20 protein-coding genes and 3 riboswitches are annotated in these 23,303 nt (G+C 45.0%); of the genes, 11 read left to right on the top strand and 9 right to left on the bottom strand.

Features of this window, described 5'->3' with window-relative positions:
• Positions 1–5: 5 nt before the first annotated feature.
• The 3 genes from BQ7394_RS01425 to BQ7394_RS01415 form a co-directional block, all read right to left on the bottom strand.
• A complete protein-coding gene (locus BQ7394_RS01425) occupies positions 6–3,326 on the bottom strand; it encodes a TonB-dependent receptor (protein ID WP_082211608.1) in 3,321 nt (1,106 codons plus the stop codon).
• A 157-nt stretch (positions 3,327–3,483) separates the two neighbouring features.
• Positions 3,484–4,455 carry a FecR family protein gene (locus tag BQ7394_RS01420; RefSeq protein ID WP_075555742.1) on the bottom strand — a complete coding sequence of 324 codons (972 nt, stop codon included), beginning with the start codon at positions 4,453–4,455 and terminating at the stop codon, positions 3,484–3,486.
• Positions 4,456–4,533: 78 nt separating this feature from the next.
• On the bottom strand, positions 4,534–5,106 hold the full coding sequence (locus tag BQ7394_RS01415) for an RNA polymerase sigma factor (RefSeq protein WP_082211605.1): 573 nt from the start codon (positions 5,104–5,106) through the stop codon (positions 4,534–4,536).
• A 216-nt stretch (positions 5,107–5,322) separates the two neighbouring features.
• A riboswitch (cobalamin riboswitch) is annotated at positions 5,323–5,586 on the top strand.
• A 45-nt stretch (positions 5,587–5,631) separates the two neighbouring features.
• Here BQ7394_RS01415 and BQ7394_RS01410 point away from each other — a divergent pair.
• The 10 genes from BQ7394_RS01410 (at position 5,632) to BQ7394_RS01365 (ending at position 14,341) form a co-directional block, all read left to right on the top strand.
• Entirely contained in the window at positions 5,632–6,969 is a 1,338-nt protein-coding gene (locus BQ7394_RS01410) for a threonine/serine exporter family protein (protein WP_075555741.1), read from the top strand.
• A gap of 285 nt (positions 6,970–7,254) precedes the next feature.
• Positions 7,255–8,772 carry a F0F1 ATP synthase subunit beta gene (gene atpD / locus BQ7394_RS01405; RefSeq protein WP_075555740.1) on the top strand — a complete coding sequence of 506 codons (1,518 nt, stop codon included), beginning with the start codon at positions 7,255–7,257 and terminating at the stop codon, positions 8,770–8,772.
• A 6-nt stretch (positions 8,773–8,778) separates the two neighbouring features.
• Entirely contained in the window at positions 8,779–9,018 is a 240-nt protein-coding gene (locus BQ7394_RS01400) for a F0F1 ATP synthase subunit delta/epsilon (RefSeq protein WP_075555739.1), read from the top strand.
• An 11-nt stretch (positions 9,019–9,029) separates the two neighbouring features.
• A complete protein-coding gene (locus BQ7394_RS01395) occupies positions 9,030–9,461 on the top strand; it encodes a hypothetical protein (RefSeq protein WP_235848646.1) in 432 nt (143 codons plus the stop codon).
• Positions 9,442–10,503 carry a F0F1 ATP synthase subunit A gene (atpB, locus tag BQ7394_RS01390; protein ID WP_075555737.1) on the top strand — a complete coding sequence of 354 codons (1,062 nt, stop codon included), beginning with the start codon at positions 9,442–9,444 and terminating at the stop codon, positions 10,501–10,503. The genes BQ7394_RS01395 and atpB overlap by 20 nt, the downstream gene beginning before the upstream one ends.
• 49 nt (positions 10,504–10,552) lie before the next feature.
• On the top strand, positions 10,553–10,807 hold the full coding sequence (gene atpE, locus BQ7394_RS01385; RefSeq protein WP_007655657.1) for an ATP synthase F0 subunit C: 255 nt from the start codon (positions 10,553–10,555) through the stop codon (positions 10,805–10,807).
• Positions 10,808–10,820: 13 nt separating this feature from the next.
• Complete coding sequence (gene atpF / locus BQ7394_RS01380) at positions 10,821–11,321, top strand: F0F1 ATP synthase subunit B (RefSeq protein ID WP_075555736.1); 501 nt, start codon at positions 10,821–10,823, stop codon at positions 11,319–11,321.
• Positions 11,322–11,324: 3 nt separating this feature from the next.
• Positions 11,325–11,867, top strand: a complete 543-nt coding sequence (locus tag BQ7394_RS01375; protein WP_075555735.1) for a F0F1 ATP synthase subunit delta — start codon at positions 11,325–11,327, stop codon at positions 11,865–11,867.
• Positions 11,868–11,880: 13 nt separating this feature from the next.
• On the top strand, positions 11,881–13,470 hold the full coding sequence (gene atpA, locus BQ7394_RS01370; protein WP_075555734.1) for a F0F1 ATP synthase subunit alpha: 1,590 nt from the start codon (positions 11,881–11,883) through the stop codon (positions 13,468–13,470).
• Between the two features lie 16 nt (positions 13,471–13,486).
• On the top strand, positions 13,487–14,341 hold the full coding sequence (locus BQ7394_RS01365; protein ID WP_075555733.1) for a F0F1 ATP synthase subunit gamma: 855 nt from the start codon (positions 13,487–13,489) through the stop codon (positions 14,339–14,341).
• A 111-nt stretch (positions 14,342–14,452) separates the two neighbouring features.
• Here the strand turns inward: BQ7394_RS01365 and BQ7394_RS01360 are convergent, their stop codons facing one another.
• From BQ7394_RS01360 to BQ7394_RS01335, 6 genes are all read right to left on the bottom strand, one after another.
• Positions 14,453–16,129, bottom strand: coding sequence for a putative transporter (locus tag BQ7394_RS01360; RefSeq protein WP_075555732.1), 1,677 nt, complete (start codon positions 16,127–16,129; stop codon positions 14,453–14,455).
• A 2-nt stretch (positions 16,130–16,131) separates the two neighbouring features.
• Positions 16,132–16,344: a hypothetical protein gene (locus BQ7394_RS01355; RefSeq protein WP_075555731.1), complete on the bottom strand. Its 213-nt coding sequence runs from the start codon at positions 16,342–16,344 to the stop codon at positions 16,132–16,134.
• A gap of 60 nt (positions 16,345–16,404) precedes the next feature.
• Positions 16,405–16,602, bottom strand: a riboswitch (cobalamin riboswitch).
• A 108-nt stretch (positions 16,603–16,710) separates the two neighbouring features.
• The gene (locus BQ7394_RS01350) at positions 16,711–18,243 is read right to left on the bottom strand and encodes an acyl-CoA carboxylase subunit beta (protein ID WP_075555730.1); all 1,533 of its coding nucleotides are present in this window, start codon (positions 18,241–18,243) and stop codon (positions 16,711–16,713) included.
• A 1-nt stretch (position 18,244) separates the two neighbouring features.
• Positions 18,245–18,766: an acyl-CoA carboxylase biotin carboxyl carrier protein subunit gene (locus BQ7394_RS01345; RefSeq protein ID WP_075555729.1), complete on the bottom strand. Its 522-nt coding sequence runs from the start codon at positions 18,764–18,766 to the stop codon at positions 18,245–18,247.
• 36 nt (positions 18,767–18,802) lie between these two features.
• Positions 18,803–20,317: an acetyl-CoA carboxylase biotin carboxylase subunit gene (gene accC / locus BQ7394_RS01340; protein ID WP_075555728.1), complete on the bottom strand. Its 1,515-nt coding sequence runs from the start codon at positions 20,315–20,317 to the stop codon at positions 18,803–18,805.
• 1 nt (position 20,318) lies between these two features.
• Complete coding sequence (locus tag BQ7394_RS01335; protein ID WP_075555727.1) at positions 20,319–20,534, bottom strand: cysteine-rich CWC family protein; 216 nt, start codon at positions 20,532–20,534, stop codon at positions 20,319–20,321.
• A 59-nt stretch (positions 20,535–20,593) separates the two neighbouring features.
• A riboswitch (cobalamin riboswitch) is annotated at positions 20,594–20,792 on the bottom strand.
• A 286-nt stretch (positions 20,793–21,078) separates the two neighbouring features.
• Between BQ7394_RS01335 and BQ7394_RS01330 the strand changes: the two genes are divergently transcribed.
• A complete protein-coding gene (locus BQ7394_RS01330; RefSeq protein WP_075555726.1) occupies positions 21,079–23,286 on the top strand; it encodes an anaerobic ribonucleoside triphosphate reductase in 2,208 nt (735 codons plus the stop codon).
• Positions 23,287–23,303: the final 17 nt, after the last annotated feature.

The raw sequence follows: 23,303 nt of genomic DNA, 5'->3' as shown, positions 1-23,303 counted from the left end.
GACTCCTAAAATTTAAGATTAACTCCTAATGAATAAATTCTCGACTGGGGGTACTGTAACGTATTCGTTGTACTGGTCGGTTTTTCCGGATCGAAACCATATCGCATACTGGTGATAGTGAACAGGTTCTGCATAGACACATAGAAACGCACCGAACTATTTGAACTGAAAACATTCCTGAATAGATGACGCGGCAATGTATAGCCGATATCCAGACTCTTACATCTTATATAAGAAGCATTTTCCAAGTAATATTCCGATATGATCTCCGAACGGTTAGGATCGGAATAAAGCCGCTGTATGGTCTGGCTCGGATTTTCAGGCGTCCATCTGTCCATATACCAGTCGCCGACATTGGCATCCCCGGAATGGAACGGAACGGTAATGATCCCCTGGTTCAACGTTTTGATTCCCGAAACACCTTGCAGGAAGATCGACAAGTCGAATCCTTTCCAATCGAGCCCGAGTGTCGCGGAGAACGTCCATTTCGGAAAAGAGGGCCCCAGTATAACCTTGTCGTCTGCATTGATAATCCCATTCCGGGAGTCAGGTATTCCGTCACCGTCGGTATCCACGTTGATTTGGTCTTTAAAACGGATATCGCCGGGCATCGGAGTCATCCCCATGTAAGGATTGACGGCCGTTCCTCTATCATTGAAGATCAAATGGTTATTTATCTCTTCCTGACTTTGATAGATTCCTTCTGTCTGCAATCCGTAAAAAGAGTTGAAAGATTCACCCACACGCCAGATCGTATTTCCCATAATAAGTTCATCTTTACCTGCCAAGTCTCTTACTTCATTCTTTATACGGGTAGCCGACACACTGAACTGGGTTCCTACATCTCCGAAGCGGTCATTATAGCGCAAAGTCATCTCAAGTCCACGGTTACGCATCTTACCAGCATTCTGATAAGGTACCGTTGTCATCCCCAATGTACTTGAAACAGGAACCTGCATCAAAATATCGCTTGTATTCTTGATGTAATAATCGAGACTGGTCGATATCTTGTTGAAAACATCTACATCCAGCCCGATATTATATTGTTCGGTTGTTTCCCATGATGTTTTCTTATTGGCCAGTTTAGTCACTGCGGCAATACCCACCAGTGTATTGTTGAAATTCATTAACCCATTCAAACTAAGTTCATCGGATGCTGCATAGGATTGCCCGATACTTTCATTTCCCAGTCTTCCCCAGGAGAGGCGAAGCTTCAGATTATTCAGCCAATCGAACTGTTTCATAAAACGTTCTTCCGTGATACGCCACGCAGCAGAAGCAGAAGGGAAAAGTCCCCATTTATCAATGAAACGGGAAGAGCCGTCGTAACGCAGATTGAATTCGAGCATATATCGTTCGTTAAAAGTATAGTTCAAACGTCCGAAATACGACATCCACGCCAGATCGTTGGCACTACTACCATTTTCTTGTGTATCAGGATCACCCACCCCGAATTCAGGGATATTGACCGTCAACTTTTTACGAGACATCCAATGGGAATGATAAGTATATTCCCGCATCTCGTAACCACCCATAATGGCAAAAGCATGTTTTTCGGCCAATGTCAAATTATAATTAATACGGCCGTTCAATACATACGTCTGTGACTCTGACGAATTCAGCGATAATTCGGAATTACGGGGCTGCGGAGTACTCACGCTTCCGTTATCATTCAAACCGAACAGCTGTACAGTCGGCTTAAAGTTCTTGTTTTCCCAGAAAGTCCGGTCCATACCCCCATATACAGTAACATTCAATCCTTTTAAAAGATCCGCACTGATCGAGGCATTGATGGTCAAAGGAGTTTCACGCGTCCGGTTAAAGCCTCCGGCATCCCTGGCCCCGAAACTATATCCGGCATTGTTATAACCGATTCCCGGAACCGTCATACGAATAGTCGGAGGTGCTACATAGGAGCCATAGATTGCGCTGGATGTTCCATCTACCAGGTCTTCAATCTTCTTATTCTGGGTAGCGATGGTTGCATTTACCTGCAGTTTCTGGTCAAAAAAGAAAGCCGTCACATTCCCTCTGAATGTAAACTTATTCGAACTATTGCCTTTTACAATGCCATCCTGATACAGATAGCCGGCCGATGTCGAGTATTTCAGATTCTTACTACCTCCGGATATCGCAATATAATGGTCCGTCATCTGGGCCGTGCGATAGGTATCGTCCAGCCAACTGTAATTTGTCGGATACATATATTCGTCCACATGGTTACGATAATTATCCATATACTCGTCGGTATACCAGGTCGGCCATGCGTTATTGGTATTACGATAAGCTTCAGCCTTCAGTTCCAGATAATCGATGCCTTTAAGGACATTCGGCAAAGAAGTAGCCTTTTGCAGGCCATACAATCCATTGTATTCGATATTCATTTTATCCAGTTCACCGGTTTTGGTGGTGATAAGTACTACCCCATTCGCCGCACGGTTACCGTAAATCGCACTGGATGCTGCATCTTTCAAAACAGAAACCGATTCGATATCTTTGGGGTTAACCGCATCGAGACTACCCTCCATACCATCAATAATGATCAAAGGGTCTGTATTGTTGAATGTACCTATACCACGGATCTGTATCTTGGCATTATCATTTCCCGGCTGACCGGAAATCTGGCTGATAAAAGCACCGGTTATATTCCCTTGCAACATGGCACTGGCATTGGTATAAGCACGTCCTTTGGCTTTCGCCAGATCAAGACTTTCTACGGCACCGGTCAGATTCACCTTCTTCTGAGTACCGTACCCCACAACCACTACTTCATCCAGCAACTCGGAATTTTCTTCCAGATATACCATAAACCGGGCCTTGCCTTTTACCTGGATCGTCTTGGTCAGGTATCCCATATAGGAGACGGTAAAAGAGCCGTTGGAAGGAAGTTTTAATGAAAAGTTTCCATCTATATCGCTCACTGTCCCATTGGTCATACTGTTGGTTTGCTGTACGGTCGCTCCGATAATCGGTTCGTTATTAACGACATCAACAATTTTTCCAGTAACGGTTATCAAGGTATTAGACTCTGATTTTTTAAGGATAACCTGTCTCCCGTTTATCTGATAGGTAACACTTAATTGTTTAGCCAACATTTCCAGTACTTCATCGACAGGTTGGCTTTCTACTTTAAAACTGATCTTTTGATTTTCGTTTACGTCTGCATTATTATACATAAACGAATAATCGGTTGCCTTTCCTATTTCTGTCAGCAATACTTTTACAGTTACATTCGATTTATCTATGCTGATATTTTCCTGTTGAGCATGAGAAAGCATAGCTGCTGAGAATAATAAAAAGACAAATAATAGGCATTTTCTAAACATAGTTTAATATTTATAAGTTCACAAATTATTTTTCACTACCTTTGCCTTTAGATATACATAAGGGTCTTTTATCTAACTAAAAATAGCTAGATGACAAATGCACAATCTTATGACAATCAATAGTATGGGGAATGCCGGTTCTCCATACTTTTTTATATTATTTCGTGTCTTGCCTGATAACCACCTCCTCTCCGTTTACCGAATAATCGATTGACATTAATTGGTTCATCAAGCCCAATGTCTCATTCAAAGATTCAGTCTTAATTGTAAATGTATATTTCTGATCCAGGTCTACATTAAACAACCGAATGTTCACGCCATACCATTTTCCTATCTTTCTCGATATATCAGATAAATTCTCATTCTGGATAACCAGTATATTCTGAGTCCATATACCATAATCTTCCCCACGCTCATTTCGTATGGTAAACTTTCGCGGATCGTTTGTGTCTATATTGATAATCTGATTGGGCAGCAGAGAAGCGATAAGCTGGGTCTTGTCATGGAATACATCCACTTTTCCCTCCAGTAAAGCGATTTCGACCTCTCCCGGATCGCTTTTCACATTAAATTTTGTTCCTTTAACTACAATATTGATGCTACCGACAGATACCGTAAAAGGTAATCCTACCTGATGGGCCACATCAAAGAATCCTTCTCCCTTCAGATACAAATGCCGCTCCTCCATATTAAAATCAGATGCATACCGTAAACTGGATTCGCTGTTGATCCACACCTTACTCCGGTCAGGCAGGTTAAGGAATGACTTTTCTCCTTTCAGGGCCTGGAGTTCAAAATAATTTGATTGTTTTTCCATTCCCCAATAAAGTGCAGCAAAACCCATTACCATGATAACCGGTATCAGTATAGCCGCTATTTGTAAACGCCGATATTTATAATTGAGTCTTCTGACCTTCTCTTTCTGACGGGATTCCTGCTGCACATGATATCTCCGTTCATTAATCGAGTCATTATCATACGAATCCCAGATCGGAGATAATATTTCATCCAACGATTCAGTAGAGGCTGTACCTAGTTGCGATTTTAAGCGATCCAACTTTTTTGCATCTACATCATTATTCATCCAATCTCTGATGTCATTCGTTATGTTGTCTTTATGATCTTTCATATTATCGTTTTATATAGTATATATCTTGGAAAGGGAATTTTGTACCGCAAAAAAACAATGTTGCAAAACATATTCCGATTAAAAATGAAAAATAACCAGGATACTTCTCAACCGTTTCAGTTCTTCACGAACACTTTTCATTGCTTTTGTCAGGTTGTTCTTAACTGTTTGATGGGGGATATCAAGGCGGGAGGATATTTCTTGTGTGGACAGATCCTCTTCTGTTCTCATAATTAATATCTTTGCCTGTAAGGCCGGAAGCCTGGACATAGAACTGTAAATTCTATATTTGATATCCTGGCAAATCATGTGTTGTTCGATATCGGTACCATCGGCCTGATCTTCATCTATCGGAATTTGTAAATCTTCCAGTAATATTTCTTTGATCCTCTGTTGGAATATCGTCAAAATCTTATTCTTGGCGATGGTATACAGATAGGCTTTAAAAGATAACTCGGAAGACAACTGTTCCCGTTTTATCCAAATCTTCAAAAAGGTATCTTGCACGATATCCTGCGCTTCACTTTTTGACTTTAGCATTTTAAATGAAAATGAGTAAAGAGAGTCGGCATAGATTGAATACAAAGAATTAAAGTCATCAACTGAGCCATTTCTCAAACCATCGATCATTTGTTTTTCAATATAATTCATTGTTTTTCAGGTTGATTTGATGGGTGATCCTATCCTATTTATAATCCTAAATCACTCAAAAATACGAAATTACAACAAATTACATTTATTTTTTATTCTTTATTTCATTCCGGTTCAGGATACACCGATTACGCAGCATATACGCTTTGCCTCCCTCAACCGAAAACTATCACACAGAATGAGACAAAACTCAGGGTGAAGATATAAAAAAAATCAGTACCTTCGCGCCCGAATTGGTTCCGTACCCCCATTCGGGAATGCGGATTAAAAGGGAATCGGGTGTAAATCCCGGACAGTCCCGCTGCTGTGAAGCTCCGTTAACAGCCTAATACTACTTACGCCACTGGCAAAGCAGTTGACAGAGGACAGTTGACAGATTAAAGAATAATTAAACTGTCAACTGTCAACTATCAACTATCTCGTCGGGAAGGCTTTAGGATAGGAGTCAGTCAGAAGACCTGCCGTTCGTTCAGGCTCATATCCTCGTGGGTTAGGATAGGTGTAACATTTTAGAATATAGAAAAAATGATGACAGACAAGGATGTATTGTTATTACGACGCAAACTCGACCTTTTGCTTCGTACTGGCAAATTATTGATGGAAAGTGCTGCCGACACAAACCGTATTGAACGGAACATGAAACGGGTAGCAGCATTTATGGGTATACCGGAAGAGAAATTACATCTCGATATCCGGTGGACAATGATCATGGTAAATGTTAGTGACGAAAGAAACTCATTCTCCAAATTCCAGAAATGTGAAAAACATGGTATCAATATGACCATGATCTCGCAGATCAGCGATCTTTCGTGGCACGCCATCGAAGACGATTATTCTCTGGACCAATATGAGGAAGAACTGGAAAAGATTGCTTGCAAACCCAGAAACTATCTTCCCTACATCGTAGCTATCGGAGCAGGATTTGCCTGCGGGGGCTTCTGTAAATTATTCGGTTGCGACTGGATCGCTTTCCTGTTTGCTTCCATCAGTGCGTTTATTGGTTTCCGGGTACGCGCCCGCTGTATCGAGGCCGGCTTAAATGTCTATATGAGTATCGCACTTGCCGCTTTCGCTTCCACCTGCGTTGCTTATGCATCTTCTTTTACGGGATTGTCAGAAACACCTTATCAGCCGTTGCTGGCTTGCGCCCTGTTTATTGTGCCGGGAGTACCGCTGATCAATTTCGTGGATGATATGCTTGATAATCATCTGCTCGTCGGAATGACCCGTGCTGCCAATACTGCCATGATGGTAGTGGCAATGACTTTTGGTATCGCTTTTGCTATGCGCCTGCTTGTAATGAACGACATATCGATCGACCATAAGTTCAGCGAATTAAGCATGGTTCCTCACGACACGTACTTCGTTTATGCTATTGCCGCAGCGATTTCCGCCATGGGATTTTCTATGATCTTCAATATACAGCGCCGCCTGCTCTGGGTAGTAGCCCTAGGGGGTATTATCGCCGTATGTACCCGTAACTTCGTCAATTTTGAACTGGGCTATGGTCCCGTGATCGGTTCGTTTATGGGTAGTTTCGTTGTCAGTCTGCTTGCCGTAAAAGCAGTCCACTGGTTTCATGTGCCTAACCACGTACTGACTATCCCTTCAGTCATTCCGATGGTTCCGGGAGTACTGATGTATCGCTCCTTACTCGCATTCATCAATATGCATGGGGTCATTGGCGAAGTGACTAATGCTTTTGCCAACGGTATCAATTCGGCACTTATTATTCTTTGTATTTCCCTGGGAGTTGCCGTTCCGAATATCTTTGCCCGCCAATACATCGCCAAAGATCGTAAACGGTATCTGCAGGAAGAGTTGGAGAAACGCCGGCAACGTGGAAAATTTCTTGAATGGTAAGATAAATAAGTATATTTTTTAACAAAGAGAAACACAAGAAACAAATCCGTCCCACATTAGATTGAAACCAAAAAAGATCAGTTATGGATCAACATTCGACGGGAATGTTGATCCAAATTGTTCCATATCCAAAAGTTATTGGTCTATTTAGGTACATACCCAAAAATAGTTTAAAGTTTAACTAAATGCAAAAAAGCCCAAAAAGTAATATGTTCTGGTTTCCGGCGGGTTGTTTTCGTAATATTGCAACCTTGAAAACAGATTGAAAAGGTTAATTAGAATTGTATGGGAGAAACAAAAGGTTATGTTTCGCAGGTTATCGGGCCGGTTGTGGATATTCACTTCGATAACGAAAAAGAAGTAAAAGTAGTACTACCCCGCATCCATGACGCCATGGAGATAGCCCGCCCCAATGGAAAAGCGTTGATTGTCGAAGTACAACAACATATTGGGGAAAACACAGTCCGTACAGTCGCTATGGACACGACAGACGGATTGCAGCGAGGAATGGAAGCCGTTTCATGCGGTTCGCCTATTACCATGCCAGTTGGCGATCAGGTAAAAGGGCGTTTGATGAATGTTACCGGTGATTCGATCGACGGGATGGAAGAACTGGATCGTAAAGGAGCTCTCCCCATCCACCGTGAACCACCGAAGTTTGAAGATTTAACGACCAGTAAAGACGTTCTTTACACAGGTATTAAAGTGATCGATCTTTTGGAACCTTATTCCAAAGGGGGTAAGATCGGTCTTTTCGGAGGAGCCGGTGTAGGTAAGACGGTTCTTATCATGGAACTTATCAATAACATTGCTAAAAAGAACAACGGTTTTTCTGTTTTTGCCGGCGTGGGCGAACGTACCCGCGAAGGTAACGACCTGTTGCGTGAAATGATCCAGTCGGGTGTGATCCGCTACGGCAAAGAGTTCAGGGAAAGCATGGAAGCCGGGCACTGGGATCTGTCGAAGATAGATCACGAGGAACTGGCTAAATCGCAGGCTACATTGGTATTCGGACAGATGAACGAACCGCCCGGAGCGCGTTCGTCAGTGGCATTGTCAGGATTAACCATCGCCGAGTCGTTCCGCGACCTGGCACCCGAAGGGGAAACACGCGACATCCTGTTCTTTATCGATAATATATTCCGTTTTACCCAGGCTGGTTCCGAAGTTTCTGCGTTGTTGGGACGTATGCCGTCAGCGGTAGGGTATCAACCGACACTGGCTACCGAAATGGGAGCCATGCAGGAACGTATCACCTCGACAAAGAAAGGTTCGATCACCTCCGTACAGGCGGTTTATGTTCCTGCCGACGACTTGACAGACCCGGCACCGGCAACTACTTTTACACACCTGGATGCCACCACCGTATTGAGCCGTAAAATCACCGAGTTGGGTATCTATCCGGCTGTCGACCCGTTGGAATCGACTTCCCGTATCCTCGATCCTCTGGTCGTTGGAAAGGAACATTACGAAACAGCCCAGCGCGTAAAACAGATCCTTCAACGTAACAAGGAACTGCAGGATATCATTTCTATCCTGGGTATGGAAGAACTTTCGGACGAAGACCGTCAGACTGTTAACCGTGCCCGTCGCGTACAACGTTTCCTGTCGCAGCCTTTCGCCGTGGCGGAACAGTTCACCGGTATACCGGGTGTTATGGTCTCTATCGAAGACACGATCCGTGGTTTCAATATGATCATGGATGGTGAAACGGACGATATCCCTGAACAGGCCTTCCTCAACGTAGGAACAATTGAAGATGTGATCGAGAAAGGAAAGAAACTGGCAGAACAAGCAAATTAATAACGTATGGAACTGGAAATCATATCTCCTGCAGGCATTCTGTTCAAAGGTGAAACAGACTACGTTTCTTTTCCGGGTATCGCCGGATCGTTCGACGTATTGCCTCACCATGCCTCTATGATAGCCGCGTTGGAAGAAGGTGTTATCCGGTATCAGACAAAAGAAAAGACAGAACAACAAGAAATAAAAATACAGAGTGGATTCGTCGAGATAAAAAACGATATCCTGTCCGTATGCATCGAATAAAAAATACGATCATGAGCAGCGGTAGATTAAGAATGAAGCTAATGGGCTTAATCACTTTTATCAATGTAGTTATTGGTGTCACTTTAGGAGGGTTGTTATATACCATCTGGCCTTCTGTCTATTTTGACTGGTACCCGTCTATCCCGGTTTTCTACTGGTTGATGGCCATGTTGATGACTTTCTTCCTGGACCATGTAAAACGAAAACACGGCGATGTCACCATTGTTACATATATGGTAGTCCGGCTATGCAAAATCATACTTGCGCTCGTCTTTCTTTGGTTATACGCCGCAATGGTCGGCAAAAACCTGAAAGCTTTCGGATTTACGATGATGTTGTTTTATTTCATTTATCTCGTACTGGAAACATATACAATGTATCTGTTTGAGAAGAAAAGAATGAAAAGTGAGAAAAGAGAAAAAGATGAACAGAATAAAAAATAAATACCTGTTTTGGTTTACCTTTTTGCTATTGGCCTGTATCAGCGCTCCGATAAACGCAGCAGCCACAGGCGACGAGCCGGGAAAGGTAGATGTGCAGGATATCGTATTCTCCCATATCAGGGATGCCTACACCTGGCATATTACCGAATGGAATGGCAAGGAGATCTCCATACCGCTACCTGTCCTGGTAAAGAGCGACGAGCGCGGATGGGACATGTTCCTCTCCTCGCACCTGCATCATGGTAACGTACATCATAACTACTATCTTGCGGGAGAAGGCGAACATGCCGGGAAAGTGGTGGAAAAGAACAGCCGGGGTGAAGAGGTAAAACCTCTCGACCTGTCGCTCACCAAAAATGCCGTAGCCCTGTTGCTCAGTTGCGGGATATTGCTTTTCATCGTCCTCAGGACAGCCCGCTGGTACAAGAAGCATCCCTACGAAGCACCCGGTGGATTTACCGGATTGATGGAGATGGTCGTCATGTATATCCATGAAGGAGTGGTGAAGGAAGGTATCGGCAAGGAGTACAAACCTTTCTCATCCTATCTGTTGACGGTATTTTTCTTTATCCTGATCAATAACCTGATCGGTATTATCCCGATCTTTCCGGGAGGAGCCAATGTTACAGGTAATATTGCCATCACGGCAGTATTGGCAGGATGTACATTCCTGGCGGTAAACCTGTTTGCCACCAAAGAATACTGGAAAGAGATATTCTGGCCGAATGCTCCTTTGTTCCTGAAGTTACCATTGCCGATCATGCCCTTTGTGGAATTCTTCGGCATACTAACGAAGCCATTCGCCCTGATGATCCGTCTGTTTGCCAACATCATGGCCGGACATACGATCATCCTGGCACTGACTTGCCTGATATTCATCACCGCCTCGATGGGGGTAGCCATAAACGGGACAATGACGGTGGTATCCGTACTGTTCACCGTATTTATGAACTGTCTCGAGTTGTTGGTGGCATGTCTGCAGGCCTACATATTTACCCTGCTGTCGGCCAATTATATCGGACTGGCCAAAGTAAGAGAGTAAACAAACATATTTATTAAAAACAAGGTTACTAATTAAAAGATTAAAAACTATGTTATCAGCAATTTTATTACAAGCAGCAGCCGGTGCAGGCATAGCTAAACTAGGTGCAACAGTCGGAGCAGGATTAGCAGCTATCGGTGCAGGTATCGGTATCGGACTTATCGGAAAAGGTGCAGTTGAAGGAATCAGCCGTCAACCGTCGGCAGCCGGCGATATCCGTACATCCATGCTTATTATGGGTGCGTTGGTAGAAGGGGTTGCCCTGTTTGCGATCGTTGTATGTTTCTTAGGATTGTTCCAATAAAATAAAGTAAACTATGTCATTGCTCACACCAGACGCAGGGCTTTTATTCTGGATGATCCTTTCCTTCGGAATTGTCTTTGTCATTCTTTCCAAATACGGGTTCCCGGTGATCATCAAAGCCGTGGAACAACGGAAAGAATACATCGACCAATCCCTCGAATCGGCCCGCCAGGCAAACGAACAGCTTGCCGGCATACAGGCTGAAAGCGAAAAGATCCTTGCCCAGGCAAGGGAGCAGCAGAATGAGATCCTGAAACAAGCCCTGGTTGAAAAAGAACAGATCATCAGCGAAGCCCATCAGAAAGCTTCCGCTGAAGCCCATCTGCAAGTAGAAGAGGCAACGCGGCATATACGGGAAGAAAAAGACAAAGCGATCCGTGAAGTCCGTACCGAAATAGCCGATTTGTCTGTCGCTATTGCAGAGAAAGTAATGAAAGAGAAAATCAGCCGCACGGATGAACAGGAAAAGATCATCAACAGGCTGCTCGACAATGTTTCGTTTAGTAAATCATAATATATGGATGTAGGTACAATCTCTTCCCGGTATGTCAAAGCACTCTTTTCACTAGCTAAAGAGAAAAAGCAGGAGACCCGGGTATATGATGATATGAAGATGCTAATGGTCAGTTTCGAAGAACAACCGGGACTGAAAACGGTACTTGACAACCCGATCATTCCCGAAAAGGAAAAGATCCGGTTGCTCACTACCGCCGCCGGACTGGAAGTAAGCGACCTGTTCGCTCGCTTTATCCGCCTGGTGTTGCAGCGTAAAAGGGAAAGCCTGTTACCGCTCATGGCATACATCTATATACATATGTACCGGAAAGATAAGAAGATCACCCGGGTATTGTTCAAGACACCGGTTCCGGTAGACAAAGCGACCCAGGAGCATCTGAAGAAACGGTTGCAGGAAGAAACCGGCGACACCATCGAGTTTACGGGAGTGCTCCGGCCTGAACTGATCGGAGGATTCGTTCTCCGGATCGGCAACATCCGGATCGACGCCAGTTATTCACGACAACTCCGGGAGATAAGAAACAAGCTGATCGAAAGAAATTAAAAAAGTAAAACGTATGACAGACCAGATAAAAGTAAGTGAAGTTTCCGCCATATTACGCGAGCAACTGGAAGGTATCAATACCAGTATCCATCTGGAGGAAGTAGGTACCGTGCTTCAGGTAAGCGACGGGGTGGCACGCATCTATGGACTGGATAATGCGGAAGCCAACGAACTGCTGGCTTTCGACAACGGCATGGAAGCCATCGTTATGAACCTGGAAGAGGATAACGTAGGTGCCGTATTACTCGGCCCGACCGACCAGGTAAAAGAAGGCGATACCGTAAAACGTACCCGCCGCATCGCTTCCATCAATGTAAGCGAAAACATGATCGGCCGTGTGATCGATCCGCTGGGTAACCCGATCGACGGAAAAGGCGAGATCATAGGAAAAAAATACCAGATGCCGCTGGAACGGAAAGCGCCGGGCGTTATTTTCCGCCAGCCGGTCAACGAACCGTTGCAGACGGGTATCAAGGCGGTAGATGCCATGATACCTATCGGACGCGGACAGCGTGAACTGATCATTGGCGACCGCCAGACAGGTAAAACCTCCATCGCGATCGATACCATTATCAACCAGCGTAGCAACTACGAAGCAGGCAATCCTGTTTTCTGTATCTATGTTGCAATCGGACAAAAGGGTTCTACTGTCGCCTCTTTGGTCAATACGCTGCAAGAAAAAGGTGCTATGGACTACACGATCGTTGTCAGTGCCACAGCTTCCGACCCGGCAGCCATGCAATATTTCGCTCCTTTTGCCGGTGCGGCTATCGGCGAATACTTCCGCGACAGCGGACGTCATGCCCTGGTTGTTTACGACGACCTGTCCAAACAAGCTGTTGCTTACCGTGAAGTATCCCTGATCCTGCGCCGTCCTTCCGGTCGCGAGGCTTATCCGGGCGATATCTTCTACTTGCACTCCCGTCTGTTGGAACGTGCTGCGAAGATCATCAACCAGCAGGAAGTAGCCAGAGAAATGAACGACCTGCCGGATAGCATGAAAGAATTGGTAAAGGGAGGCGGTTCGTTGACTGCCCTGCCGATCATCGAAACGCAGGCAGGTGACGTTTCCGCTTATATCCCAACCAACGTAATCTCTATCACCGACGGACAGATATTTCTGGAAACAGACCTGTTCAACCAGGGAAACCGTCCGGCGATCAACGTAGGTATATCGGTATCCCGCGTAGGTGGTAACGCCCAGTTGAAAGCGATGAAGAAAGTGGCCGGTACTTTAAAGATAGACCAGGCACAGTTCCGCGAACTCGAGTCGTTCACCAAATTCGGTGGCGAGATGGATACTGTTACCGCTTTTACCATCGACAAGGGACAAAAGAATACCCAACTATTAATCCAGCCCCAATACAGCCCGATGCCGGTCGAACAACAGATCGCGATCCTGTATTGCGGAACAAAAGGTTTATTGAAGGAAGTGCCGCTGGAACATGTTCACGATTTCGAGAACGCATACCTGCAGACATTGATCACCAACCACCAGCACGACGTACTCGACGTACTGAAATCGGGTGTGATAAACGACGACGTCTGCCGTATCCTGGAGGAAACTGCCCACCAGGTAAGCGGTGCATACAAAGCAGGTTGAATATAGAAACTAAATTATGGCATCACTGAAAGAGATAAAAGTCCGTCTTGCGTCGATCAGGAACACACAGAAGATCACTTCAGCCATGAAGATGGTATCTTCTGCCAAACTGCATCACACGCAAACGATTGTCGAAAATATGCTTGCATACGAAAGTAAGCTGAGCGCCCTGTTGAGCGGAACCCTGGCAGCCGAAAGCGAACTGAATTCACCTTATACCGCCCAACGGGAGGTAAAACAGGTAGCTATCGTCGCCTTTTCATCCAATACGGGTCTGTGTGGTGCTTTCAATGCCAACATATGGAAGGAGCTGTCTGCCCGCCTTCACCGGTATGAGGCGGATGGTATCACTGTGCGCCTCTATCCTGTCGGTAAAAAGATAGCCGACGAACTTCATAAAGCAGGGTATCAGACAGACGAGAGTTTCCTGCTGATCTCAGACAAGCTGAATTACGAAGATGCCAGCAAGCTGGCTACTGCGCTGATGACGCTTTATACTTCCGGAGAAGCAGACCGAGTAGAATTGCTCTACCATCATTTCAAGAATATGGCAGAACAGGTACTGACCGAAAAGGTATTCCTGCCGGTCACCCTACCGGAAATAGATCCGGCACATACATCAGCCAACTACATACTCGAACCGTCATCCGAACATCTGTTGGCCTTGTTGCTCCCGAAAGTACTTCACCTGCATATCTATACGACATTGCTCGACACCGTTACAGCCGAACATGCCGCCCGTATGCTGGCCATGCAGACGGCCAACGATAATGCGAATGACCTGATCCAGGAACTGACACTCCAATATAATAAAACCCGCCAGCAAGCCATCACCAACGAATTGTTGGATATTATGGGAGGAGCGGGATAATACAACCTCATTACCTCTATAAAGAACGAAGCTCCGGCGAAATCACTTCGGCGGAGCTTCTGGCTTTAAAATTATTATTGAACAATATTCTAACAACCAAATCTTATAAATTTAATAGAAGAATAATATCATTAGTTGCGCGGTTAATACGCGCAGAAACATTGTCAAAGGATAAACCGTTGCATACCCCACAGCTGGAGCATCATTTCCTGCCGTTGCATTTGCATAAGCCAGCGCAGGAGGATCGGTCGTACTTCCGGCCAGTAGCCCCATCAACGTATAATAGTTCAGTTTAAAGAAATGCCGTCCTACCAATCCGATAATCAATAAAGGCAACATCGTGATGATGAAACCGTAACCGATCCAGGCAAAACCTCCTTTATTCACGATCGTATCCACAAATCCATCCCCGGCACTCAAACCTACACAGGCAAGGAACATGGTTATACCGATCTCCCTCAACATCAGATTTGCACTCTGAGTGGTATAAGTAACCAATTTATAACGGTATCCGAACCGGCTCAGCAAGATAGAAACAACCAACGGGCCACCTGCCAGACCGAGTTTGATCGGTTGTGGAATACCCGGAATAGTGAATGGGATACTACCCAGAATAATACCTAAAGCAATACCTATAAAGATAGGGATCAGGTTAGGCTCATTCAGGCGCTTCATCGAGTTACCCAATATCATACTCACCTTGTCGACGGCCAGTTCACTACCAACCACCGTTACACGGTCACCCACCTGCAATTGCAATCCCTGGGTAGCCACCAGTTCAAGTCCGGCACGATTCACACGCGTCACATTGATACCGTGCAAACGCCGCAACTGTAAATCCCCCAGACGGGAACCTGTCAGTTCCGGTTTGGTAACCAGGATACGACGGCTCACAAATTCACTTTCTGCAGGAATCCACTGCTTACGATCCATTTCTATTTCCTGGCCGACAAATGTTTTTATTGTCTCCGCATCATGTTCAGTCGTAATCACAAATATCTTATCATCCTCTTCCAGAATGGTATTGCCGGTGACTATCTCCACCTTACTACTCTTCTTTCGCCAGATACGGGATATAACATATTGCCGGTGTTCAAGAAAGGCGCCAAGTTCCATCACTTTACGGCCAAAAAGAGCCGGATTTTTCACAACGAGCGATATAGGAGTAGCTTCACTGTTATGCACATCATTTTCCGCTTCCAGTTGTTCTGTCTCTTTTTCAAAACTAATATGAAAAATATACCGGACAAACAACATGGAAAGGATGATACCAACGACTCCCAACGGATAAGCAACGGCATATCCCAACGCAATCGTTTCATCCGATGTACCCGTCATATCCGTAAATGCCTGCTGTGCAGCTCCCAAACCGGGAGTATTCGTTACAGCTCCCGACAAAATACCAACCATCGTCGGTATAGGAATATCTGTTATAAAATGAATAGCTAATGCTGTTATAACGCCGAGAAAGACAATTCCGCAAGCCAATCCGTTCAAGGTCATCCCCCCTTTCTTAAAAGAAGAAAAGAACCCCGGTCCTACCTGCATCCCTACCGAATAGACAAACAGGATCAATCCGAACTCCTTAAAGAAGTGGATAACAGAGGGATTGATGGTAAATCCGAAATGCCCCAGTAAAATACCGACAAACAGAACCAGCGTTATTCCCAGAGAGATACCAAATACCTTGATCTTTCCCAACTGGATACCGACAGCAATCACCAGCGATAATAAGAGGATGGAATGCCCTATTCCTTCGCCCCACAACAAATCACTTATCCACTCCATAATTATTTGTTTTTCAAATAAGCGGAAGAAATATCAAATGCATAAAAGTTGTCCTTTATATACAAGGTACAGGAAGGACACAGGCAATCTTTGTAATAAACTCTGATAAAGACCCGTTGATACTGGTCCAAACCGGTAAATACATGCTGATTACCCGGCAAAACGCCGTTACTGCTGGCAAACTTCACGCCACAACGCGTACAAAGCTTCTCCATAAAATTCACATTTTAGACAATTAATATCTTTTTCGAACGATCTTCCTAACCCACGAGGAAAAAAGTCTTTAATGAACGGCAGGTCTTCTGACTGACTCCCATCCTGAAGCCTTCCCGACTATCGTCAGTGGCATAAGTTGTTTTCAGAATGTTGAACGGAGCTTCACAGCAGCGGGACTGTCCGGGATTTACACCCGATTCCCTTTTAATTCGCACACCCGAACAGGCAGTGCGAAACCAATTCGCTGCAAAACTACAAAATAAAACACAAATAACTATCACAATATATTTTTATTTCAAAAAAAATCCCCCTCTGCCTCACGGCAAAAGGAGATTCGCTATTCATACTTCTAACAACAATTTCTTTTACAACGGCATATTGCCATGTTTTTTCGGCGGGTTACTCTGGCTTTTATTTTTAGCCATTTCCAATGCCTGTATGAGTTTGTAACGAGTCTGCCGGGGCATAATGATCTCATCGATAAAGCCCTGCTCGGCTGCCCGGTACGGATTTGAAAAGTTTTCTGCATATTCTGCCATTGCCTGCACTTTTTCCTCTCCTGTCGCTTTCCTGTACAGGATATTGACAGCCCCTTCGGCTCCCATCACGGCAATTTCAGCCATCGGATAAGCCAGATTTATATCGGCTCCGGTCGGCTTGCTCGACATCACGATATAAGCTCCTCCATAAGCCTTACGGGTAATCAGCGTGATTTTAGGCACCGTTGCTTCGGAATAAGCATAAACGATCTTGGCTCCGTGCCGGATAATACCATCATGCTCCTGCTGGCAACCGGGTAAAAATCCGGGTACATCTTCAAAAGTGATCAACGGTATATTGAAACAATCACAAAAACGGATAAAACGTGCTGCCTTGTCTGATGCGTCGATATCCAGTACCCCTGCCAGAAAAGCTGGTTGATTGGCTACTATACCGACTGAACGTCCTCCCAAACGGGCAAAACCGACTACGACATTTTTAGCAAAATGAGGCATTACCTCAAAGAAATAATGATTATCGACCACCGGTTCTATAATGTCCTTGATATCATAAGGTATATTCGGATCATCGGGAATAACCTGCTGCAAAGCTTCTTCTTCACGGCGAATATCATCCGTACAGGAGATCACCGGCGCATCTTCCATATTATTTGAAGGCAGGAAACTCAGCAACTCACGAATGCTCATCAACGTTTCTTCTTCCGTGTCGCACATAAAATGAGTCACACCACTCTTGCTGCTATGTGTATAAGCACCTCCCAGTTCTTCCTTGCCGACCTCTTCATGTGTAACGGCTTTCACCACATCCGGACCGGTTATGAACATATGGCTCTTCTCCTTCACCATAAAGATAAAATCGGTCAATGCAGGAGAATAGCAGGCACCGCCCGCACAAGGCCCCAGAATCGCCGATATCTGCGGAACAACACCCGAAGCCATCGTGTTCTGGTAAAAGATGGAAGCATAGCCCGCCAGGCTACTTACCCCTTCCTGGATACGGGCACCACCCGAGTCGTTCAGGGCAATAACCGGGGCTCCGCTTTTCAAAGCCAGTTGTTGAACCTTTACGATCTTAGCGGCATTCGTGGCACTCAACGTTCCTCCGTAAGCCGTAAAGTCGTAGGCATAGACAAATACCTGCCGCCCGTCTATCTTTCCATAGCCGGACACGATACCATCTCCCGGGATCTTATTCTTATCCATACCGAAGTTCGTACAGCGATGGACAACAAACTTATCCAATTCGTTAAATGTACCTTTGTCCAGCAACATATCGATACGTTCGCAGGCAGTCATCCGTCCGGATTCGTGTTGCTTTTCTATACGTGCAATCCCTCCTCCCTGTGAAGCCGCATTGTCACGTTCTTCAAAGGTTTTATACAATTGTTCCTTTCCCATTTTATTCTTCCTTATCTTTTATTACGTCCAACGTCAGAAGAACCTGGTTGCTTGCCACCGAGTCTCCTTCTTTTACCAGCACCTCACGCACCTTACAGGTTGAACTAACCTTATAATTACTCTGCATTTTCATCGCTTCTATCACTACGACAATATCGCCGGCTTCCAGGCTGTCGCCTTTCTGCACCAGGACTTTCATTACTTTTCCCGGCATCGGGGAAACGATTTTGTTATCCTGACGTTCTTCACCGCCCTTACGCATACGCAGATACTTAGTCTGCGAATCCACAATATCAACATTATATGACAGGAAATGCGTATTCACCGTATAATTCTTGCCTCCTTCACCACGAATCAACTCGGCATTATACGAAATACCATTATGCAAGATCGAACAGGCTCCGTTCTCCGCCATCATAATATCGACTTCATAAGGAACACCGTCAATCGTCAACTGAACCTTATTCCCTTCTTTACTGACCAGCGAAACATCCGCCACTCTTTTTCCTATATGTATTTCCATAACGAATAATTTTCTAATGTACTACTATGCCAATCATTAAATACGTAAGACCCCCTTTTGCAGGCCGAACTCACGCCAGCGGCTGATCGGACGATTGTCGGATCCCTGCCCGGACTTATTTTCTTCTAGGTTGATCAGATAATCCATATAAGCGGCAATCATAGCTACATTTTCGGTTTCCGTGCCACTTTCACTTACCGGATGCTGCAATTGTTCTGCATGCTTTTCAATAAAAGAAGTATCATATTTCCCTTTCACAAAATCGGAAGAATCCATGATGCGGCGCAGATAACTGATATTTGTTTTCAGACCGGTGATCTTGTACTCATGTAACACACGCCGCATCCGTTCGATAGCATACTGGCGTGTCGTCGCCCATACGATCAGCTTTCCAATCATCGGGTCATAGTAAACAGGAATTTCATATCCTTCATACACATAACTGTCTACACGGACACCAATACCATTGGGTTCTGTCAGTTGGCGTATAACACCGGGCGAAGGCATAAAACCGGCATCGGTATCTTCGGCACAGATACGGCATTCGATCGCATGACCACGCTGTACAATATCTTCCTGCCGGATATGGAGCGGTTCGTTGTTTGCCACCCTAATCTGTTCTTTCACCAGATCGACACCCAATACCTCTTCCGTAATAGGATGTTCCACCTGCAAGCGGGTATTCATCTCCAAAAAATAAAAATTCCGGTGCTTATCTACCAGAAACTCGATAGTACCTGCTCCGGAATAATTAACGGCCTTTGCTGCTGCAACTGCCTTTTCTCCCATATTTTTCCGTAACTCAACCGTAATAAACGGAGAAGGACTCTCTTCTACAATCTTCTGGTTACGACGTTGAACCGAACATTCACGTTCACACAGGTGGATCACATTTCCATGGTTATCACCCAATATCTGGAACTCGATATGATGTGGTTCTTCCACGAACTTCTCCAGATAAACCGTATCGTCACCAAAAGAGGAAAGAGATTCCGAGCGGGCAGAGTTATAAGCCTCCTCCACTTCATTCTCATTATGAATCAGGCGCATCCCTTTTCCACCGCCTCCCATAGAAGCTTTCAGCATCACCGGGAAACCGATCTCTTTACATATACGAAGCGCTTCCGCTGCGTCCTGCAGAGGTTGTTGGGTACCCGGAACTACCGGAACACCAGCCGCAATCATCCGCTTACGAGCCGAGATCTTATCGCCCATTGCTTCCATCGTTTCTGCTGTAGGACCGATAAATATAATATTCTCCTCTTTGCACCGCCTGGCAAAATCGGCATTCTCGGAAAGAAAACCATACCCCGGGTGAATGGCATCTGCCTGATGCTCTTTTGCTGCCCGGATAATCTTTTCTATATCCAGATAACTCTCTTTGGATGCAGCAGGTCCTATCAGACAAGCCTCATCTGCATACAAGACATGACGCGCTGCCCGGTCGGCTTCCGAGAACACAGCCACCGACTGTATTCCCATCTCCCGGCAGGAGCGCATAACGCGTACGGCGATCTCACCGCGGTTCGCTACCAATACTTTTTGAATCATATTAATGTTTTAACCGTTTATAACGAGGATTCACTTCACATGCATAGAAGTATTTCTTTATTTCATTCAGGCATGCACTGCACAGGCACCCCGGATAATGCAATTTCACATAGGCTAGCTGAAGCTCGTCCAGCTTTACGGGCGCACAATGACAAGCGGATATATCATCCACCCGGCAAACAAAGGAGATACCACAACGCGGACAATCTTTCTCCATGATCTGATATTTTTTATAATAAACAATCTTTTCGAACCCGTATCCTAACCCACGAGGATATGAGCCTTTAATGAATGGCAGGTCTTCTGACTTACTCCCATTCTGAAGCCTTCCCGACCTTCGTCAGTGGCATAAGTTGTTTTCAGAATGTTGAACGGAGCTTCACAGCAGCGGGACTGTCCGGGATTTACACCCGATTCCCTTTTAATCTGTATCACCCGACCAGATAATACAGAACCGATTCGGCGACAAATGTAGAGAATTTATTACACATTTTACTCCAAATTGTGCATATTTTTTATTGGAACACATAAGAGGCTGATAATACAACAGTTAGAAGAGAGCTCATCCTTGACTATCCTTTTTGGGAAAACATTTTTACTTCAAAAATCAAAAAGTTTTCCACTTTTACTAATTTCATATCTAACAATCAGATGTTTGACATAATTTAACTCGTTAAAAGTTTTCCAAAAAGAACACCATATATAGTTTAAACATACCTTTGTCTAAGTAAAAACAACATAAATATATTATCAATTTTATCATGATACAAACAGTTATCAAACGGGATGGACGTATCGTCGGATTTAATGAGGAGAAGATAGTAACAGCGATACGAAAAGCCATGCTGCATACAGAAAATGGGGAGGATTTGCAGCTGATCCGCCAGATTACGGATCATATTTCATTCAAAGGAGAACCGCAAATGACAGTCGAAGCGATACAGGACGCAGTCGAACTGGAACTAATGAACAGTAGCCGTAAGGACGTTGCACAGAAATATATCGCTTACCGCAATCAGCGCAGTGTTGCCCGTAAAGCTAAAACACGCGATATGTTCCTGGAGATTATCAACATCAAATCGAACGATATCACGCGCGAAAATGCCAATATGAATGCAGATACCCCTGCAGGCATGATGATGAAATTCTCCAGTGAAACCACCAAACCGTTTGTCGACGATTACCTGTTGAGTGAAGAGGTAAAAGAGGCCGTTGCAAACAACTACCTGCACATTCATGATAAAGATTATTACCCGACCAAGAGCCTGACATGCGTTCAGCATCCGCTGGACCGCATCCTTAAATATGGATTCTCTGCCGGACATGGCGAATCACGCCCGGCAAAACGCATCGAGACAGCCAGCATCCTGGGCTGCATCTCCCTGGAAACAGCTCAGAACGAAATGCACGGCGGACAGGCTATCCCCGCTTTCGACTTCTATCTGGCTCCTTACGTACGTAACAGCTTTATTGAAGAGATCAAGAACCTGGAAGACCTGAACGGCGTGAATTACTCACATCTGTATAATAAAGAACTGGACGACTATGTAACGCGTCCGCTGGATGGCCTGAGCGGTGACAAACGGATCATACAGCATGCTATTAATAAAACTGTCAGCCGTGTCCATCAGTCGATGGAAGCTTTCATTCACAATATGAACACCATTCATTCACGCGGTGGTAACCAGGTGGTGTTCAGCTCTATCAACTACGGCACGGATACTTCAGCCGAAGGGCGTTGCATCATTCGTGAGATATTGAAAAGTACTTATCGTGGTGTCGGCAACGGCGAAACGGCTATCTTCCCGATCCAGATATGGAAAAAGAAACGTGGCGTCAGCTATCTGCCGGAAGACCGCAACTATGACTTGTACGAACTGGCATGTAAAGTGACTGCCCGCCGTTTCTTCCCGAACTTCCTGAACCTGGATGCTACATTCAACCAGCATGAAGACTGGAAAGCGGACGACCCACAACGCTATATGTATGAGGTAGCAACCATGGGATGCCGTACCCGTGTATTCGAGAACCGCTTCGGACCGAAGACTTCCATCGGACGCGGAAACATTTCTTTCTCGACTATCAACATCGTACGCCTGGCTATAGAATGCATGAGTATAGAAGATAAAGAACTTCGTATCGCCCGCTTCTTTGCCAAGCTAGACGAAATGCTGGAAATTACTGCACGCCAGTTGCACGAACGTATGGAATTCCAGAAAACAGCTTATGCCAAACAGTTCCCGTTGCTGATGACTTCACTTTGGCTGGGTAGTGAGAAGTTAAAACCGACAGATACGATCGCCCCGGTTATCAACCAGGGTACACTGGGTATCGGATTCATCGGACTGGCTGAATGCCTGGTTGCCCTGACTGGCAAACATCATGGAGAAGATGCGGCTTCACAGGAACTCGGTTTGAAAATCGTCACTTATATGCGCGACCGCGTAAATCAGTTCTCGGAACAATACCAGCATAATTACAGTGTACTTGCCACTCCGGCAGAAGGACTTTCCGGCAAATTTACGGCACGCGACCGCAAGAAATTCGGAGCACTGCCAGGTATCACCGATCGTGAATATTATACCAACTCCAACCACGTTCCGGTATATTATAAATGCAGCGCCCGTCATAAAGCAGAGGTAGAAGCTCCTTATCACGCATTAACTGGTGGCGGCCATATTTTCTATGTTGAAATAGACGGCGATGCAACCCATAACCCGGAAGTGATTATGAAAGTGGTCGATATGATGGACAAATATAATATCGGATACGGCTCGGTAAACCATAACCGTAACCGTTGCCTGGATTGCGGTTATGAAAATGCAGATGCCCACATGGAAGAATGTCCGAAGTGCGGTAGCAAGCATCTGGATAAGTTGCAGCGTATCACCGGTTACCTGGTAGGCACAACCGACCGCTGGAACAATGCCAAACTTGCCGAATTAAATGATCGCATTATTCATAATTGATAATTTTCATTAGCATA

Origin of the sequence: Parabacteroides timonensis (assembly GCF_900128505.1) — a bacterium.
Lineage (GTDB): Bacteria > Bacteroidota > Bacteroidia > Bacteroidales > Tannerellaceae > Parabacteroides > Parabacteroides timonensis.
This window is presented reverse-complemented; position numbering and strand designations above follow the sequence as displayed.